Genomic DNA, 17,576 nt, shown 5'->3' with positions numbered 1-17,576 from the left:
GCAGCCATGGTTGCGCGAACGGTCAAGGTGCGCCGGACGAAATGGCATGATCGACGCGTGACATCTGCGCGCATCGGCATCGGTACCGACGTCCACCGGCTCGTCGACGGGCGCCCGATGTGGCTCGCCGGCCTCTCGTGGCCCGATGAGCCACAGGGCCTGGAGGGTCATTCGGACGGTGACTGCGTGTCGCACGCCATCGTGGACGCGGTGCTGGGCGCTGCCGGCCTCGGTGACATCGGCAGCAACTTCGGCACCGCCGACCCGCAGTGGTCAGGGGCCGCCGGTGTCGACTTCCTGGTCGAGACCAGGCGCCGCCTCCAGGACCACGGCTGGACCGTCGGCAACGTCGCCGTGCAGGTCATCGGCAACCGGCCGCGGATCGGCGCCCGCCGCGAGCAGGCCCAGCAGATCCTCAGCGACGCGATCGGCGGACCGGTCACCCTGTCGGCGACCACGACCGACGGCCTGGGCCTGACCGGACGCGGCGAGGGCATCGCAGCCATCGCGACCGCCCTGGTCCTGCCCCACTGAACGACGAAGCCCCCGGCTCCATAGGAACCGGGGGCTTTCGTTCGGAGATCAGGAAGCGAGGACCTCGTCGAGACGGGTCTCGGCCTTGTCCTCGTTGGTCTTCTCCGCGAGCGCGAGCTCGGAGACCAGGATCTGACGGGCCTTGGCCAGCATGCGCTTCTCGCCGGCGGACAGGCCGCGCTCGTGATCGCGGCGCCACAGGTCGCGGACGACCTCGGCCACCTTCAGCACGTCACCGGAGTGCAGCTTCTCCAGGTTGGCCTTGTAACGACGCGACCAGTTGGTCGGTTCTTCGACATGCTCGGCACGGAGGACCCCGAAAACCCGCTCGAGTCCTGCTTCGTCAACGACGTCGCGAACTCCGACCAGATCAAGGTTGCACGCAGGAACGCGCACGACCAGATCGTTCTGCGAGACGATGCGCAGCACGAGGTAATCACGCTCCTCGCCCTTGATCGTCCGGGTCTCGATGTCCTCGATGACTGCAGCGCCGTGATTGGGATAGACAACGGTTTCGCCGACAGTAAAAGTCATAGAGAAAACACCCTTCGTAGATACCCAGAATACCATGAGAACCCCACAAAGACCCTTGCAGTTTCAGGCCGGGGACCCCATAGCAGACGACGCAGCAGCAGGTCAAAGGATTCCGGCGGCGGCGCTCGGATACGATCAAGGCGGGCCCCTCGGGCCCAGATGCGTCCCCCTGAACGAACTCGACCCTCGAAGAGAGTGTGACCTGGTGAGCTCCGTACGACGTCGCCGTCTGTCCGCCGCCTCCCTGGCCCTGGTGGCTGGCCTGGCCCTCAGCGCCTGCGGGACCGGCTTCGGTGCCCAGACCAATCAGGTCTACCAGCCTGCCGTCGGTGCCAACGCCCGTGGCGACATCGAGTCCCAGAACACGCTGCTGGTCGGCAACGAGGACGGGTCGGCGACGCTGTCGGCGGCCCTGCTGAACACGACCGACGCCGACGAGACCATCACGTCCGTCGCCGTCACCGGTGCCGACGGCGAGAGCCTCACCGTCCGCGCGCCCAAGAGCGCCGTCAAGCTGCCCAGCGACGTCTTGATCACGATCGGGGGCGCCAGCACGGCCTTCGTGGTGACCGAGGGCGCCGAGCCCGGCGCCTACGTCAAGCTGACCTACACCTTCAGCAAGTCCGGCGATCTCACGATCGAGGTGCCCGTCGTCGCCCGCACCGAGCACGCCGCCGAGTACGACTCCGTCGCCGGTGGCGATGGTCTGGTCCCGAACGAGGTCAGCGGCAACGCGACCCCCACGGCACCCGCCAGCTCGGCCGCTCCCAGCACCCAGGCCACGCCCGGCACGGGCGACGAGGACGACACCGAGTAGCAGTCCCCTGCACCGATGACCAGACCCCGCTGCGGCAGCAGCGGGGTCTCGTCGGTTCCGGGGCCGGTGCGACCGGCGACGGTCAGCTGAGCTGACCGGTCACGAGGTAGACGACGCGGCGGGCCATCGACACGGCATGGTCGCCGATGCGCTCGTAGTACCGGCCGAGGAGGGCGACGTCGACCGCCGGCTCGATGCCGTGGTCCCACGACTCACCGAGCAGCGACCTGAACAGGTCCTTGCGCAGCATGTCCATCTCGTCGTCCTCGGACTCCAGCTGGGCGGCCTTGGCGACGTCACGGTTGGCCACGATGCGAGACGCCGAGTCGATCATCGAGTCGGCCACCGCAGCCATCGACCGGATCGTCGGGTGCAGGTGCTGCGGGACCGCCGAGTCGGGCATGCGGCGTCGGGCGATCTTGGCGACGTGCACCGACAGGTCCCCCATCCGCTGCAGATCGGCCAGCATCCGCAACGTGGCGATGAGCTGGCGCAGATCGCTCGCCACCGGCTGCTGGGTCGCCAGCAGCAGGAGCGTCCGCTCCTCGATGGTCTCGGTCGCCTCGTCGACGTCCTTGTCGCCGGCGATGACGGACTCCGCGATGGAGCCGTCCGCCTCGAGCAGTGCCTTGGTCGCATCGGCCACGGCACGCCGGACGGTGCCGGTCAGCTGCACCAGGTCGTCGACGATGGCATCAAGCTGTTCGTAATACTGATCGCGCATGCTCCGACCGTAGGCAGGCCGGGTGAACGGACGGCGACCCCGGGTGAACAGCGCATGAACGCCAGCGGAAAGCCACCTCGCCGCCGTGCCACGCGGACGTCCGCGCGTGCGGGCGCCCCCTACGATCGTGGTGTGGACACCAGCGCGGGATTCGTGATCGCAGGAGCGATCGGCGGAGTCATCGGCGCCATGGTCACCTACCTGTGGCGCTTCAGCGAGAGGAAGCAGCGGACCGTGGAGGAGACGACACCCGTGGTCCCTCCGGGTGCCGAGCTGGTCCTGTCGGTCCTGTCCTCCTCCGCTGTCCTGATCGACTCGGCCGACACCGTCGTGCAGGCATCGGCCCCGGCGTTCGCAGTGGGCCTGATCACCGACGACCGCCTCGAGCCACCGGAGCTGATGGCGCTGGTACGCCGGGTGCGCCGTGACGGCCAGGTGCGCGAGGCCGAGGTCGCGCTGCACCCCAAGCGGGGGACGACCTCGTACATCCACGCCCGGGTCGCACCCCTGACCTCACGCCTCATCCTGGTCCTGGCCGATGACCGCACCCGTGAGCACCGCGTGGAGTCCATCCGCCGCGACTTCGTGGCCAATGTCAGCCACGAGCTCAAGACTCCCGTCGGTGCCCTGACCCTGCTCGCGGAAGCCGTCGGCGAGGCCAAGGACGATCCCGAGGCGGTCGCCCGGTTCTCCAGCCGGATGCACGTGGAAGCCGAACGCCTGACCCGCCTCGTGCAGCAGATCATCGACCTGTCGCGGTTGCAGAACGACACCCTCAGCGACGAGGCCGCCACGGTCCGGGTCGACGACCTGGTCGCGGAGGCCTGCGAGCACTCGGCCACGGAGGCCGAGCACAAGCAGATCGAGATCGCCACGTCCGTCGAGCCCGGCCTGCTCGTCCACGGCGACCGATCCGAGCTGCACGCCGCAGTCAGCAACCTGGTCGAGAACGCCGTGACGTACAGCCCGGACGGCTCGCGGGTCTCCGTCATCGCCCATCGCGACGACGATGACGTCCGGCTCACCGTGACCGACAACGGCATCGGCATCCCCAACGACGAGCTGGACCGGATCTTCGAACGGTTCTACCGCGTCGACCCGGCCCGGGCGCGAACCACCGGCGGCACCGGTCTCGGCCTGTCGATCGTCAAGCACGTCGCCGCCAGCAACGGGGGCACCGTCGAGGTCTGGAGCGAACCGGGCCTCGGCTCCTCGTTCACCCTCGTCCTGCCCGCACACCAGAACGACATCGATGAGGAGACCGCGTGACCAAGGTACTGGTGGTCGAGGACGAGGCGAGCTACAGCGAGGCGCTGGCCTACGTGCTGCGCAAGGAGGGGTTCGACGTCGCGATCGCGGAGACCGGACCGGATGCACTGACCGAGTTCGACCGGGGCGGGGCCGACATCGTCCTGCTCGACCTCATGCTGCCGGGCCTGTCGGGCACCGAGGTGTGCCGTGCGCTGCGGCAGGTCTCGTCCGTGCCGATCATCATGGTCAGCGCCAAGGACACCGAGGTGGACAAGGTCGTGGGGCTGGAGCTGGGAGCCGACGACTACGTCACCAAGCCCTACTCCCCGCGCGAGCTGGTCGCCCGCATCCGTGCGGTGCTGCGCCGCGGCACGACCGACGACGCCGACGACCACGGGGCCCTGGAGGCCGGGCGCGTGCGGATGGACGTCGACCGCCACCTCGTGACGGTCGACGGCGAGGTCGCGAAGCTCCCGCTCAAGGAGTTCGAGCTGCTGGAGTTCTTCTTGCGCAATCCCGGACGCGTGCTGACCCGCGGCCAGCTGATCGACCGGGTGTGGGGTGCGGACTACGTCGGCGACACCAAGACCCTCGACGTGCACGTCAAGCGTCTGCGGGCCAAGATCGAGCCCGACCCCGCCCATCCGGTCATCCTGACCACCGTCCGCGGCCTCGGCTACAAGTACGACGCCTGACGCGTGGCTTACACACGCCGACGCGTGGCTTACGCACGCCGACGCGTGGGTTATGCACGCCGACGCGTGGCTTACGCATCCCGACGCGTGGGTTATGCACCATGACGCGTGGCTTGCGTACGACGCACGGACGACGCAACCCACGCCTCAGCCGACGCAACCCACGCCTCAGCGTGCGCAACCCACGCCTCAGCCGACGTAACCCACGCGTCAGCGGATGGGGGTGGGGGCGGGGTCAGCGGCCCTGGTTGGCGACCGCGGCGATGGCGGCCTCGGCGGCTGCGGGGTCGAGGTACTGGCCACCCTTGACGATGGGCTTGAGATCGGCGTCCAGCTCGTAGACCAGCGGGATGCCGGTGGGGATGTTCAGCCCGACGACCTCGTCCTCACCCAGGCCGTCGAGGTGCTTGACCAGCGCCCGCAGCGAGTTGCCGTGGGCCGTCACCAGGACGACCTTGTCGTCGAGCAGATCGGGGACGATCGCGTCGTACCAGTACGGCAGCATGCGGTCGAGGACGTCCGCGAGGCACTCCGTGCGCGGCAGCAGCTCGTCGGGCAGCGCTGCGTACCGCTGGTCCTCGGCCTGGCTGAACTCCGAGTCATCGGCCAGCGGCGGCGGCGGGGTGTTGTACGAACGACGCCACGTCATGAACTGCTCCTCGCCGTACTCGGCGAGGGTCGCCTTCTTGTCCTTGCCCTGCAGCGCACCGTAGTGGCGCTCGTTCAGGCGCCACGAACGCTTCACCGGGATCCAGTGGCGGTCGATGCCGTCCAGCACGATCTGGGAGGTGCGGATCGCGCGGCGCAGCAACGAGGTGTGCGAGACGTCGGGGGCCAGGCCGGCCTCGGCCAGCATCTGGGCACCCTTCACGGCTTCGGCGACGCCCTGCTCGTTCAGGTCGACGTCGACCCATCCGGTGAACAGGTTCTTGGCGTTCCACTCGCTGTGGCCATGGCGCAGCAGGATCAAGGTGCTCATGGAGGTGAGCCTATTACCTCCTCGGCCCCCAAGGGTGGTGGGCTCTAGCCCGCCGCTCCCGGGCCGTCCGGCTCCTCGCCGGCCTTCCACTCCGAGTAGATCTGGCTGATCGCCTGCACGTAGTCGTTCTGCGAGTGGATGCCCGCCAGCGTCCACTGCTGCTCGATCACGACGAACGGCAGCTGCGTGATGCCCAGGGCCTCCCCGGTGGCGACCTGGGTGAGGACCTCCTCGGCGTACTCGGCGCTGGCCAGGAGCGCCTCGGCCGTCTCGAGCTCCAGGCCCACGAGCCCGGCGCGGGTCGCCAGCGTGAACGGGTCCGCGATGTCGGCACCTTCGAGGAAGTGCGCCCGCCACAGCTGGTGGGCCAGGTCGCGCTGGAGACCGGGACCGGCCTCGTCCGCCCACGTCAGCAACCGCCACGCATCGAAGGAGTTGGCCTCGACGGCTTCCTCGAAGTTCAGGTCGATGCCGGTGATGCGGGCCGCGGCGGTCACCTGCGCGTTGACCAGCTCGACCTTGTCGCGGCCGCCGAGACGTTGCTCGAGCGCCTCCATGAGCAACCGGCCGTCGCTGGGCGCATCCGGCTCGACCTGGAAGGCGCGCAACGTCATCTCGATCGGCTCACCGGTCAGGATCGAGAACATCGCCGCTGCACGCTCGAACCGGGTCGCCCCGATGTACGCCCACGGGTCTGTCACGTCGGCGAACACGATGGCTTTCACGGCGCCAACGCTACGCGAGATCGGGTCCGTGCCGCGAGGCCCGGCCGCCGATGTCCGTCGCTCACGGCTTGAGGTGCTTGAAGGCGTCGAGGTTGCGGGTCGACTCGCCCCGCGACTCCCGCCACTCCCACTCCTTGCGGATGGAGCTGGCGAAGCCGAGCTCCAGGATCGTGTTGAACGACTCGTCGGCGTAGGTCAGGACGGCGCCGAGCAGCCGGTCGACCTCCTCGGTCGTGACGGCGTGCAGCGGCATCCGTCCGTCGAGGTAGATGTCGCCGGACGAGTCGACCGCGAAGGCGACCCCGTACATCTTCAGGTTCCGCTCCAGCAGCCAGCGGTAGACCACCTGGTGGTTCTCGTCCGGGTTGCGGACGACGAAGGCGTGGATGCCCAGCGCGTGCTTGCCGACCTCGAGGCGGCACGTGGTCTGCAGCTTGCGCTCGCCCGGCAGGGTGACCTCGAACGTCCCCGGCTGGTGCTCGGTGTACGCCAGGTCGGCCGCCTCGAGGGCGTCGACGATGGTGCTGCGGACGGGCTCGGTCATGCGTGGAACTCCCTGTGGGTCGTGATGGCCTGGTCGTAGACGGCGAGCGTGCGGTCGGCGGTGACGTCCCAGCCGAATCCCTCGGCGTGGCGCACGGCCTTGTGGCTCATCGCCTCACGCAGCCCGGGATCGGTCAGCAGCGGGTGCAGGGCCGAGGCGTAGTCGGCGGGGTCGTGGCCGTCGATCAGGATGCCGCTCACCCCGTCGGACACCGCGGTCGTCAGACCGCCGACCCGGGCGGCCACGACGGGCGTCCCGCAGGCCTGCGCCTCGATCGCGACCAGGCCGAAGGACTCGTTGTGCGACGGGACGCACGCGACGGACGCCGCGGCGTACCAGTCGGCGAGCTCACGCTGGCCGACCGTCGGGACGAACCGCACGACGTCCTGGACCCCCAGCTCGGCGCTGAGCTCGGCCAGCGCGCTCGGACGCTCGAGGCCCGATCCGGACGCGCCACCCACGACGGCCACCATGAGCCGGTCGCGCAACGACGGATCGCGCTCGAGCATGATCGCCGCGGCCCGGATCACCACATCGGGCGCCTTCAGCGGCTGGATGCGTCCCGCGAACAGCACCAGCGCGGCGTCCTCGGGGATGCCCAGGAGCCGGCGGGCCTCGCGTTGACGCCCGGCACGGAACACCTCGATGTCCACGCCGGGGTGCACGACCGCCACCCGCTCGGGATCGGCGCCGTACAGCTCGATGAGCTCGCGGCGCTCCTCCTCGGTGTTGGCGATCAGCCGGTCGGCGAGCCGGACGATCTCCTCCTCGCCGTAGACACGGCCCATCGGCTCGGCGGCGTCGCCCTCGGCGAGCATCGCGTTCTTGACCTTGGCCATGGTGTGCATGGTGTGCACCAGCGGGACGTTCCACCGCTCGCGGGCGACCGTGCCGACCTGACCGGACAGCCAGTAGTGCGAGTGGACCAGGTCGAAGTGCCCCGGCTCGCGCTCGACCTCGGCGCGCAGCACGTCGCGCACGAAGGAGCACAGCTGCGACGGCAGGTCGTTCTTGACCAGGCCCTCGAAGGGTCCGGCCGCCACGTGGTGGACCCGGATGCCGGGCTCGGGGTCCACGACATCGGGCTGGTGGCGAGAGGTCGCGCGGGTGAAGATCTCGACCTCGATGCCGCGTGCCGCCAGCTGACGGGACAGCTCGAGCACGTAGACGTTCATGCCGCCAGCGTCACCGTTGCCCGGCTGGTCGAGCGGGGACGTGTGCGCCGAGAGCATCGCGATTCGCCTGAGCATGTGCACCCGCCTTTCGGCTCCATCGTCCCACCCGCCTCCCAGTCCCACCTCCTCAGTCTGCGTGCACGCCCGAGGCGGGGTCTGCCACGATGGGCCCATGCCCACCGCCGTCGTGACCGGAGCCAGCAGCGGGATCGGGGCCGCCACGGCCCGCGCCCTGGCCGCATCCGGCTTCCACGTGTTCTGTGTCGCCCGCCGCACCGACCGCATCGAGGCCCTCGCTGCCGAGATCGGCGGCACCGCGGTCAGCTGCGACGTCACCGACGAGGCCCAGGTCGCATCCCTCGCCGAGGCGGTCGGACCGACGCTGGACCTGCTGCTGAACAACGCCGGCGGCGCGATCGGCACCGATCCCGTTGCGGCGTCCGATCCGGACGACTGGCGCCGGATGTACGAGGTCAACGTCATCGGCACCCTGCACGTGACCCGCGCCCTGCTGCCCGCCCTCGTGGCCAGCGGCGCCGGCACCCTGGTCAATCTCGGCTCGATCGCGGGGCACACGCCCTACGAGGGCGGCGGCGGCTACGTCGCGGCCAAGCACGGGGTCGCCGCGATGACCGAGACGCTGCGGCTCGAGCTCAACGGCCAGCCCGTCCGGGTCACCGAGATCGCGCCCGGCATGGTCCGCACCGACGAGTTCAGCCTCAACCGCTTCGGCGGCGACCCCGGCCGTGCCGATGCCGTCTACGCCGGGGTCGACGCCCCCTTGGTGGCCGAGGACATCGCCGATGCGATCGTCTGGGTCGCGACGCGTCCGGCCCACGTCAACATTGACCTGATGGTGCTCAAGCCATTGGCCCAGGCGGCGCCGCACAAGGTGCACCGCGAGGGCTGAGCACCTCAGTCGACGCGCTCCAGGTCGTCGCGCAGCACCCGCTTGAGCAGCTTGCCCGACTGGTTGCGGGGCAGCTCGTCCACGAGGTGGATGCGCTTGGGCACCTTGAACCCGGCCAGGCTCTGCTTCGCGTGGGCGATCAGCTCCTCGGCCGTGACGGGCTCCTTGACGACCACGACCGCGGTGACCGCCTCGATCCAGCGCTCGTCGGGCGTGCCGATGACGGCCACCTCGGCGACGGCCGGATGCGTGTAGAGGACGTCCTCGACCTCTCGGGACGCGACCAGCACCCCGCCAGTGTTGATGACGTCCTTGATGCGGTCTACGACGGTCAGGTATCCCTGCTCGTCGACCCGCACCAGGTCGCCGGAGTGGAACCAGCCGTCCCGGAACGCCGCAGCGGTCTCCTCGGGCTTGCCCCAGTACCCCTCGCACAGCTGCGGCGACCGGTAGACGACCTCGCCGGCCTCGCCGGGCGGGACGTCCGCGCCGGTCTCGTCGACGACGCGCAGCTCGACGAACAGCACCGCGCGGCCGCATGACTCGGATCGCTCGGCGTGCTCCTCGGGGCGCAGGACGGTCGCCAGCGGGCCGATCTCGGACTGGCCGAAGCAGTTCCAGAAGCCCAGCTCGGGCAGCGCGTCCTGGAGCCGAAGCAGGACCGGCTGGGGCATGATCGACGCCCCGTAGAACGCCTTGCGCAGGCTGCTGAGGTCCCGCGTCGCGAAGTCCGGGTGCTGCGCCAGCGGAACCCAGACGGTCGGGGCCAGGAACAACGACCGCAGGCCCCGCTCCTCGACCAGCCGGAGGATCTCGGGGATGTCCGGGGCCTCCATCAGGTGGTTCGTGGCACCCACGGCCAGGTACGGCATCAGGAACACGTGCATGCCGGCCGAGTGGTACAGCGGCATGGGGTGCAGCGGCTCGTCGGTCTCGGTGAGATCCAGGCCGACGATCGACGAGAGGTACTCGTGCACCAGCGACCGGTGCGTCATCATCGCACCCTTGGGTCGCGAGGTGGTGCCCGATGTGTAGAGCAGCTGCACCAGGTCGGAGTCGGCCACGTCGACGTCGAGCTCCGCGACGGGTCCCTGCGATGCCCTGGTCAGCAGCGAGTCGTCCTCGTCGCGCAGCGCCAGGACCGTCCGCACCGACAGCCGCGCGGCGTCCAGCGCGGGACGCAGCGACGGGTCGACCAGGACGGCGCGGCTGCCGGAGTCGGCGACGAGGTACGCCAGCTCCTCCCCCGTCAGTGCGTAGTTGATCGGCACGTGCACCAGGCCGGCTCGCGCGCATCCCAGGTAGGCCAGCAGGTACGCATCGGAGTTCCGTCCATAGGTCGCGACCCGGTCGCCCCGTTCCAGTCCGAGCTCGAGCAGCACGCCCGCTGCACGCGTCACGGCGTCGTCCAGCTGCGCGTAGGTCCACGTGCGGTCGGCGAACAGCAGGGCGGTGCGGTCGGGGTGGCGGGCGGCGCTGCGGCGCAGCATGCCGTCGACGGTGCTCGAGCCGATCATGGGCGTCGTACCTCCTCGCCGCGGGCTCGCGCGTCCCCCGACAGGTGACACCGTAATGCGGATCACACCCGAGGAACGCCAAGGGCCCCGCCGGATACCGGCAGGGCCCTCGTGTCAGCGGTCGATCAGTGCATCATGATCGGCGGGGTGACGCCGTCCTCACCGTCCTGCAGATTCGACTCCTGCCGCCTGCGAGGCAGGAAGGCCACCGGGATCAGGGTCACCAGCAGGACGGCGAAGGCCACCCAGTAGGACGTCGAGAAGGCGTCGGCCAGGTCGTTGAAGCCGTCCTGCAGGACCGAGCCGGGCACCTTGAGCGTGTCGACGAGTTGCGCGCCCCGCTCGGTGTGCGAGCCGGCCGCCAGCTGGGCGGGCGTCAGACCCTCCTCGACACCGGGGATCTGGTCCGATCCGGGGATGATGGCACCGGCCTTCATGCCGTTGGTCAGCACGACCGAGATCGTCGCGATGCCGGCGGCGCTGGCGACCTGCTGCGTCACGTTCAGCAGCGTCGAGCCGCGGGCCACATCCGTGGCCTTGAGCGTCCTGAGCGCCGCAGTGAACAGCGGCATCATCGTGGCGCCCATGCCGAGCCCGGTCACGAACAGCCACGCCATGATCGTCCAGTCGGACGTCTCCGGGGCGGTGCTCTCCGCGACGCCCCACAGGCCGACCAGGATGCCCAGGAAGCCGAACGGGACGATGCGCCCGACGGGGATCCGGTCGCTCAACGCACCGGCGATCGGCATCGTGAGCATCGCGCCGACACCCTGCGCTGCGATCAGCAGGCCGGCCTTCTTGACCGAGTAGCCGTCCACCTGCTGGAAGTACGTGGGCACCAGCAGCAGCGCGCCGAAGAACGCGGACGCGAACAGGAACATCGTGATGACCGACAGCGTCAGGTTGCGGTCCTTGAACAGGCGCAGGTCCAGCAGGGGGTGCTTGGGCTTGAACGACCAGAACACGAATCCGATGATCAGCGCGAGGCCGATGATGGCCGGGGCCAGGACCTTGGTCGCCAGGACGGTGCCCTCCTCGGGGATCGAGGAGACGCCGTACAGCAGCGCGGCCAGGCCGGGCGACAGCAGGATCATGCCGATGACGTCGAGGGCCTCAGTCGGCTCCGGGGCGTCCTTGGGCAGCACGCGGGCCGCGAGGACCAGGCCGATGATGCCGATGGGCAGGTTGATCAGGAACACCCAGTGCCACGAGGCAGCGTCGATCAGGACGCCGCCGATGATCGGGCCGAGGATCGGGCCCAGCAGCATCGGCACGCCCAGGATCGCCATCAGGCGACCCATGCGGTGCGGGCCGGCGGCCTTGGTCATGATCGTCATGCCCAGCGGCATCAGCATGCCGCCGCCGAGACCCTGGAGCACCCGGAAGCCGATGAGCGCCTCGATGTTCCACGCCGTCGCGCACGCCAGCGAGCCGATCGTGAACAGGGTGATCGCGGTCATGTAGAGCCGCTTGGTGCCGAAGCGGTCCGCGGCCCATCCGGTCAACGGGATGACGGCGGCCAGCGCCAGCATGTAGGCCGTCGCGGTCCAGGCGACGGTCGAGTACGCCAGCGGCTCGCCATTGCTGGACAGCTCGGTCTGGAAGGTGGGAAGGGCGACGTTGACGACGGTCACGTCGAGGATCGACATGATGGCGCCGAGCACCACCACGCCGGCGATCTTCAGCAGCTCCGGAGTGATCTTGTCGTCGTCATCGGTGTGGTGTTCGACCTGGCTGGTCATGGGCACTCCTGGTTCGTCCGCGGGCAGAGGGCGTCGCCCGCGAGGATGTTGGTCAGGGCGCGATGCAGGTCGTCGCACTGGTGTGTGGTGTGGCGTTCGGCGTCGAGGCCGGTGGCGGCGCAGAAATGCTAGTACAACCTTTCTCCAAACGGAATCCGCGCCGTACGGACCGTGAGTTCTGCGTCACGCGATTAGTCCGCGCGCACAGCGCCCCCCTAGAATGGGGAGGCTCCAGAATTGTGAGCATTCCCCACGCTTAGGACTTTTTTCGCATGCCCATTCGCTCCGACCTGCGCAATGTCGCAATCGTCGCCCACGTCGACCACGGGAAGACCACCCTGGTTGACGCCATGCTCCAGCAGCAGGGGCACTTCGACGAGCACCACCTGCTTGCCGAACGTGCCATGGACTCGGGAGATCTGGAGCGCGAGAAGGGCATCACGATCCTCGCGAAGAACACCGCGGTCCGCTACAACGGCCCCGGCTCCCCCGAGGGCGGCGTGACGATCAACATCATCGACACCCCCGGCCACGCCGACTTCGGCGGTGAGGTCGAGCGCGGCCTGTCCATGGTCGACGCCGTGATCCTGCTGGTCGACGCGTCCGAGGGCCCGCTGCCCCAGACCCGCTTCGTGCTGCGCAAGGCCCTCGCGGCCAAGATGCCCGTCGTCCTGGTCGTCAACAAGGTCGACCGCCCCGACTCGCGCATCAGCGAGATCGTCGACGAGACCTACGAGCTGTTCCTCGACCTGCTCGAGGACGGCGCCAGCGAGGACGCCCTCGACTTCCCCGTCGTCTACGCCTCGGCTCGCGCCGGCCGCGCCTCGCTGAACAAGCCCGAGGACGGCGGCCTGCCCGACAGCGAGAACCTCATCCCGCTGTTCCAGACCATCATGGAGGCCGTCCCGGCCCCCGAGTACACCGAGGGCGCGCCGCTGCAGGCGCACGTCACGAACCTCGACGCCTCGCCGTTCCTCGGCCGTCTGGCCCTCGTCCGCGTGAAGGAGGGGACCCTGAAGAAGGGCTCCCAGGTCGCGTGGATGAAGGTCGACGGAACCGTCGAGAAGGTCAAGATCACCGAGCTGCTGGTCACCAAGGAGCTCGAGCGCGTGCCCGGCGAGAGCGCCGGCCCCGGCGACATCGTCGCCATCGCCGGCATCCCGGACATCATGATCGGCGAGACGCTGGCCGATCCCGACAACCCGGTCGCGCTGCCGCTGATCACGGTCGACCAGCCCGCCATCTCGATGACGATCGGCACCAACACATCGCCGCTCGCCGGACGCGAGAAGGGCACCAAGGTCACCGCGCGCCTGGTCAAGGACCGCCTCGACCGCGAGCTCATCGGCAACGTGTCGCTGAAGGTCGTCGACACCGATCGTCCCGACGCGTGGGAGGTCCAGGGCCGTGGCGAGCTCGCGCTGGCCATCCTGGTCGAGCAGATGCGTCGCGAGGGCTACGAGCTCACCGTCGGCAAGCCCCAGGTCGTCACCAAGGAGGTCGACGGCAAGGTGCACGAGCCGATGGAGCGCCTGACGATCGACGCCCCCGAGGAGTACCTCGGCGCGATCACCCAGCTGCTGGCCGTCCGTCGCGGTCGCATGGAGCAGATGATCAACCACGGCACCGGCTGGGTCCGCATGGAGTTCATCGTCCCGGCTCGTGGCCTGATCGGCTTCCGCACCGAGTTCCTGACCGACACCCGCGGCACCGGTATCGCGCACCAGACGTTCGAGAGCTACGAGCCCTGGGCCGGCGAGATCTCGACCCGCCCGTCGGGCTCGCTGGTCTCGGACCGCGCGGGCGCTGCGACGTCCTACGCGATGACGAACATCCAGGAGCGCGGCACGCTGTTCATCGAGCCGGGCACCGAGGTGTACGAGGGCATGATCGTCGGCGAGAACTCACGCGCCGACGACATGGACATCAACATCGTCCGCGAGAAGAAGCAGACCAACGTCCGCTCCAACGCCGATGAGTTCGAGAAGCTCGTGCCGCCGCGCAAGCTGTCGCTCGAGCAGTGCCTGGAGTTCTGCCGCGAGGACGAGTGCGTCGAGGTCACCCCGGCGAACGTCCGCATCCGCAAGATCATCCTGGACGCCACCGAGCGCAACCGCGCCAACCGCGGCAAGAAGTAACCCCAGGGGCGGTGGCTCAGCCACCTGTCCCTTCGATGAGCGGTGGCTCGGCCACGCATCCAGCCTCGGATGCGTGGCTGGGCCACCGCTCTTCTCGTTGCGGCCGACAGCTCGCCGTCCACCCGGAGCTCCACGTTGACCTCCGGTCGCGGCAGCCCGGCGACCTGCAGCCGCGTCCGCACCTCCGACTCGGTCACCGACATGGCCCGGGCATCCAGCAGTGGCAGGACCTCCGTGCGGTGCAGGAAGACACCATCCATGTCCAGATGAAGATCCCCAGCCACGGTGAAGTGGACGGGCCACAGATCGCCGGTGTCCAGCCCGAGTGCCCGGATGCGTGACACGTGGCTCAGGTGGGCGCGGTCGGGCATGGCCAGGGTCGCCGCGAGGACCCAGTCATCGGCCGTCATCACGTGATCGCGCTCGACGTACACCTGAGGGAAGAGTCTGCGCAGGTGCTTGCCGTCGAGCTGGCGTGAGGTCATGCCGGCGGCGAGCGCCTCGCGGCGGGAGAACGGTCGTCCGCGCAGAGACTCCGGGATACGTGGTCGGGGTGCCATCAGGCCAGTGCATCTCGACCGTTCAGCGCCGCCCAGTGGCTGCTCGACACCTGTGGACGCGACCTCGCTGCGCGTCACCTGTGGAGGCGGTGGCAGAGCCACGCATCGGCACCCCTGACAGGTGGCTCAGGCACCGCCCACCGCGTGGACAGGTGGCTCAGGCACCGCCCTGCCGGGGTCAGAGGACGCCGCGGGGGCGGAACTGGATGCTGATGCGGGCGCCGACGGGGCGGGCGGTCTTCAGGATCGCGTGGTCCCAGGTGCGCTGGCACGAGCCGCCCATCACCACCAGGTCGCCATGGCCCAGGGAGAACCCGATCTGCTCGCCGCCTCCACGCGGACGCAGCGACAGCCGGCGCGCGGCACCGATCGAGACGATCGCGACCATGGTGTCCTGCTCACGGCTGCGACCGATGCGGTCACCGTGCCAGGCGACGCTGTCGTTGCCGTCGCGGTAGTTGCACAGCCCGGCGGTCACGAACGGCTCCCCCAGCTCGTCGGCGTAGTGCGCGCTCAGCCGGTCGCGCATCTGCTCCAGCAGCGGATCGGGCAACCGGTCGCGGGCTCCGTAGAACGACAGGAGCCGCGGCACGTCGACCACCCGGTCGTACATCTCGCGGCTCTCGGCCCGCCACGGCACATCGTTCTGCAGGCGCAGGAACAGCTCGTCCGAGCCGGTGATCCACCCCGGGCAGGAGTCCACCCAGGCGCCGCGGGTCAGGTTCGTGCGCGTCGGCCGCAGCTCGCCGATGACCGGCTGCTGCCCGGCGTCCAGCAGCGACCCTTGGTAGTAATCCGACATGCTCCGAGCATACGTCCGATCGAACACATGTTCTACCCCGTGAACCCACTAGGCTCACCCCATGGAATCGGCCTGGGACCAGCTCCTCGAGCTGATCGACCACCTCGCGGCAGACCCGACCACCCCCGTCGACCACGACACCGAGCAGACGTTCGCGCGCCTCGGCGCCGAGGCGATCCGCGACCGTCACATCGACACCGAGCTGCGGGCCGACGACATCGCTCGCTGGCTGTGCGGGCTGGTCGCCGGCTACCGGACGGTCCGGGCGACCCACCCCGAGGTCGACCCCGACACCGACCTGGCCGACCTGCGGCGCATCATCACCCGCTGGCTGCACCCCGCCCGCCCACGCTGACCCGCGGGGGCAGGACGGGGATCAGCGGCTGATCGAGCCGCGCACCTGCGCGAGGTAGACCAGCGCCGCCACGGTGCCGACCAGGTTCAGCAGCCCCAGCGGGTACCAGAACAAGACGTGCGCCAGCACCGCCAGCGACAGGATGATCAGCCAGGTTCGCTTGGGCAGCGTGTCCAGCCCGTCGAGCTGCGCGGCACTGCGACCCACGCAGTCGACCAGGGCGAACGCCTTGGCCACGAACAGCACGATCGACAAGATCATCATCAGGCCACCCTGGACTTCGAACATGACCGAAGGCTACCGGGAAGCACGAGAGGCGGACCCCCGTCGGGGTCCGCCTCTCGTGAAATGCGTCAGGTCAGCTGTTCGAGGACGACGTCTGCGACGTGGTGTCCTGCTTGGCGGCCGGAGCAGCGTTCGCCGGGGCCTTCTGCGCGGAAGCGGCCTTGGCGGGCGCCTTCTTGGCGGCGGTCGACGTCGAGGCGGCGGTCTTGCTCGCTGCAGCGGTCGTCTTCTTGGCCGGTGTCGTCTTCTTGGCGGCGGTGGTCTTCTTGGCCGGCGTGGTCTTCTTGGCGGCCGTGGTCGTCTTGGCAGCGGTCTTCTTGGCAGCCGCCTTCGCGGGAGCCTTCTTGGCCGGAGCCTTCTTGGCGGTCGTCTTCTTGGCAGCCGGGGCGGAGGTGCGCTTGGCCGGCTCGGGGGTCTTCTTGACCGTCGTGTCGACCTTCTCGGCAGCCTTGCGAGCCGTGGTCGGGGCCTTCGAGGTCACCCGGGTGACCTGCGCCTTGGCGACCGACACGTAGTCGAAGGCCAGCTTCTGCGCGTCGGCAGCGAAGCCCTTGGCCTGCTTGGTGACGTCGTCGACGACGTCCTCGACGCTGTCCTCGGCCTTGTCGAAGAAGCCGTCAGCGGACTTGCGGATGTCGTCGATCGTGAGGCCCTTGGCCAGGTTGACGAAGCCCTCGCTCTTCTTGGCGAACTCGGCGTACGTCGTGGTCGCGGTGCCGAGAGCGGTCTGCGCCAGCTCCTGGGCCTGCTTCTGCAGGTCGGCGACGTCGATGCTCTTGACGGTCTCAGGCAGGCTGCGCACGTCGTCGACGAGCGACTTGACCTGCGTGGTGATCGTGTCGGTGATGGTGGTCATTTTTCCTCCTGGTTGGCTTCTGTCACTGTCGCGGCCAGCTCGGTGTCGGTCGCTTCCTCGGTGCCGACGAAGGAGCGATAGATGTCGAGCAGTGCGGTCTTCTGACGCTCGGTGAGTTGCGGGTCGAGGGCGATGGCGTCCTCGACCATGCGCGCTCCGCTCTCATCGGCATCGAGGATGCCGGCGCGAACGTAGAGCGACTCGGCCGAGATCCTGAGCGCCTTGGCGATCTGCTGCAGGACTTCTGCCGACGGGCGGCGCAGGCCTCGCTCGATCTGGCTGAGGTACGGATTGGAGACATCCGCCAGCTCTGCCAGCTGTCGCAGCGACATCTGTGCCTGGCCCCTCTGCTCACGCAGGTATTCGCCCAGCCCTTCGACGGTTCTCTGCATGTTCAACTTGGCCATGCCTCCAGTGTGCTTGCAAAAGTTAG

General features: G+C 69.1%; 19 protein-coding genes. 7 read left to right on the top strand and 12 right to left on the bottom strand.

All coding sequences use genetic code 11. The features are described 5' to 3' along the window. Positions 1-57: 57 nt before the first annotated feature. On the top strand, positions 58-534 hold the full coding sequence (ispF, locus tag NQV15_RS02515) for a 2-C-methyl-D-erythritol 2,4-cyclodiphosphate synthase (RefSeq protein WP_257125083.1): 477 nt from the start codon (positions 58-60) through the stop codon (positions 532-534). A 48-nt stretch (positions 535-582) separates the two neighbouring features. Here ispF and NQV15_RS02510 read toward each other — a convergent pair whose 3' ends face one another. Next, entirely contained in the window at positions 583-1,068 is a 486-nt protein-coding gene (locus NQV15_RS02510) for a CarD family transcriptional regulator (RefSeq protein WP_056612020.1), read from the bottom strand. A 205-nt stretch (positions 1,069-1,273) separates the two neighbouring features. On the opposite strand from NQV15_RS02510, the gene NQV15_RS02505 reads away from it, so the two are divergent. Continuing rightward, positions 1,274-1,885 carry a hypothetical protein gene (locus NQV15_RS02505; protein WP_232398031.1) on the top strand — a complete coding sequence of 204 codons (612 nt, stop codon included), beginning with the start codon at positions 1,274-1,276 and terminating at the stop codon, positions 1,883-1,885. A gap of 82 nt (positions 1,886-1,967) precedes the next feature. On the opposite strand, the gene phoU is transcribed toward NQV15_RS02505, so the two are convergent. Beyond that, a complete protein-coding gene (phoU, locus tag NQV15_RS02500) occupies positions 1,968-2,609 on the bottom strand; it encodes a phosphate signaling complex protein PhoU (protein ID WP_232398030.1) in 642 nt (213 codons plus the stop codon). A 132-nt stretch (positions 2,610-2,741) separates the two neighbouring features. Between phoU and NQV15_RS02495 the strand changes: the two genes are divergently transcribed. Together NQV15_RS02495 and NQV15_RS02490 are read left to right on the top strand one after the other, a co-directional pair. Next, a complete protein-coding gene (locus NQV15_RS02495; RefSeq protein ID WP_232398029.1) occupies positions 2,742-3,878 on the top strand; it encodes a sensor histidine kinase in 1,137 nt (378 codons plus the stop codon). After that, positions 3,875-4,555 carry a response regulator transcription factor gene (locus NQV15_RS02490; RefSeq protein WP_232398028.1) on the top strand — a complete coding sequence of 227 codons (681 nt, stop codon included), beginning with the start codon at positions 3,875-3,877 and terminating at the stop codon, positions 4,553-4,555. The genes NQV15_RS02495 and NQV15_RS02490 overlap by 4 nt, the downstream gene beginning before the upstream one ends. A gap of 235 nt (positions 4,556-4,790) precedes the next feature. Here the strand turns inward: NQV15_RS02490 and NQV15_RS02485 are convergent, their stop codons facing one another. The 4 genes from NQV15_RS02485 to mshA all read right to left on the bottom strand — a co-directional run bounded on the left by NQV15_RS02485 (position 4,791) and on the right by mshA (position 8,053). Next, positions 4,791-5,534: a phosphoglyceromutase gene (locus NQV15_RS02485; protein ID WP_232398027.1), complete on the bottom strand. Its 744-nt coding sequence runs from the start codon at positions 5,532-5,534 to the stop codon at positions 4,791-4,793. Between the two features lie 44 nt (positions 5,535-5,578). Then, positions 5,579-6,259, bottom strand: coding sequence for a DsbA family oxidoreductase (locus tag NQV15_RS02480; RefSeq protein ID WP_232398026.1), 681 nt, complete (start codon positions 6,257-6,259; stop codon positions 5,579-5,581). Between the two features lie 61 nt (positions 6,260-6,320). Next, positions 6,321-6,803 (bottom strand): type III secretion system chaperone family protein, encoded by a 483-nt coding sequence (locus tag NQV15_RS02475; RefSeq protein ID WP_232398025.1) that lies wholly within the window; start codon positions 6,801-6,803, stop codon positions 6,321-6,323. After that, the gene (gene mshA / locus NQV15_RS02470; protein WP_232398024.1) at positions 6,800-8,053 is read right to left on the bottom strand and encodes a D-inositol-3-phosphate glycosyltransferase; all 1,254 of its coding nucleotides are present in this window, start codon (positions 8,051-8,053) and stop codon (positions 6,800-6,802) included. Before mshA ends, NQV15_RS02475 begins: the two co-directional genes overlap by 4 nt. 97 nt (positions 8,054-8,150) lie before the next feature. Here mshA and NQV15_RS02465 point away from each other — a divergent pair, with 97 nt between their 5' ends. Beyond that, positions 8,151-8,888: an SDR family NAD(P)-dependent oxidoreductase gene (locus tag NQV15_RS02465; RefSeq protein ID WP_232398023.1), complete on the top strand. Its 738-nt coding sequence runs from the start codon at positions 8,151-8,153 to the stop codon at positions 8,886-8,888. Between the two features lie 5 nt (positions 8,889-8,893). Here the strand turns inward: NQV15_RS02465 and NQV15_RS02460 are convergent, their stop codons facing one another. Next, positions 8,894-10,405, bottom strand: a complete 1,512-nt coding sequence (locus NQV15_RS02460; protein ID WP_232398022.1) for an acyl-CoA synthetase — start codon at positions 10,403-10,405, stop codon at positions 8,894-8,896. Positions 10,406-10,530: 125 nt separating this feature from the next. Beyond that, positions 10,531-12,147 (bottom strand): DHA2 family efflux MFS transporter permease subunit, encoded by a 1,617-nt coding sequence (locus NQV15_RS02455; RefSeq protein ID WP_232398021.1) that lies wholly within the window; start codon positions 12,145-12,147, stop codon positions 10,531-10,533. 272 nt (positions 12,148-12,419) lie between these two features. Here NQV15_RS02455 and typA point away from each other — a divergent pair, with 272 nt between their 5' ends. Next, entirely contained in the window at positions 12,420-14,285 is a 1,866-nt protein-coding gene (gene typA / locus NQV15_RS02450) for a translational GTPase TypA (protein WP_232398020.1), read from the top strand. A gap of 738 nt (positions 14,286-15,023) precedes the next feature. On the opposite strand, the gene NQV15_RS02445 is transcribed toward typA, so the two are convergent. Next, positions 15,024-15,647, bottom strand: coding sequence for an alpha-ketoglutarate-dependent dioxygenase AlkB (locus NQV15_RS02445; RefSeq protein ID WP_232398019.1), 624 nt, complete (start codon positions 15,645-15,647; stop codon positions 15,024-15,026). A 61-nt stretch (positions 15,648-15,708) separates the two neighbouring features. On the opposite strand from NQV15_RS02445, the gene NQV15_RS02440 reads away from it, so the two are divergent. Then, the gene (locus NQV15_RS02440; protein WP_232398018.1) at positions 15,709-16,002 is read left to right on the top strand and encodes a hypothetical protein; all 294 of its coding nucleotides are present in this window, start codon (positions 15,709-15,711) and stop codon (positions 16,000-16,002) included. A 21-nt stretch (positions 16,003-16,023) separates the two neighbouring features. Here NQV15_RS02440 and NQV15_RS02435 read toward each other — a convergent pair whose 3' ends face one another. From NQV15_RS02435 to NQV15_RS02425, 3 genes are all read right to left on the bottom strand, one after another. After that, a complete protein-coding gene (locus NQV15_RS02435) occupies positions 16,024-16,290 on the bottom strand; it encodes a DUF2516 family protein (RefSeq protein WP_232398017.1) in 267 nt (88 codons plus the stop codon). Positions 16,291-16,360: 70 nt separating this feature from the next. Further along, positions 16,361-17,143, bottom strand: coding sequence for a hypothetical protein (locus NQV15_RS02430; RefSeq protein ID WP_232398014.1), 783 nt, complete (start codon positions 17,141-17,143; stop codon positions 16,361-16,363). Beyond that, positions 17,140-17,550 (bottom strand): helix-turn-helix domain-containing protein, encoded by a 411-nt coding sequence (locus NQV15_RS02425; protein ID WP_232398013.1) that lies wholly within the window; start codon positions 17,548-17,550, stop codon positions 17,140-17,142. Before NQV15_RS02425 ends, NQV15_RS02430 begins: the two co-directional genes overlap by 4 nt. Positions 17,551-17,576 lie beyond the last annotated feature (26 nt).

The sequence above is a fragment of the Aeromicrobium wangtongii genome, assembly GCF_024584515.1.
Taxonomy (GTDB): Bacteria; Actinomycetota; Actinomycetes; order Propionibacteriales; family Nocardioidaceae; genus Aeromicrobium; species Aeromicrobium wangtongii.
Note: the sequence above shows the minus strand (reverse complement) of the source record. Positions and strands in the feature narration are given on the sequence as shown.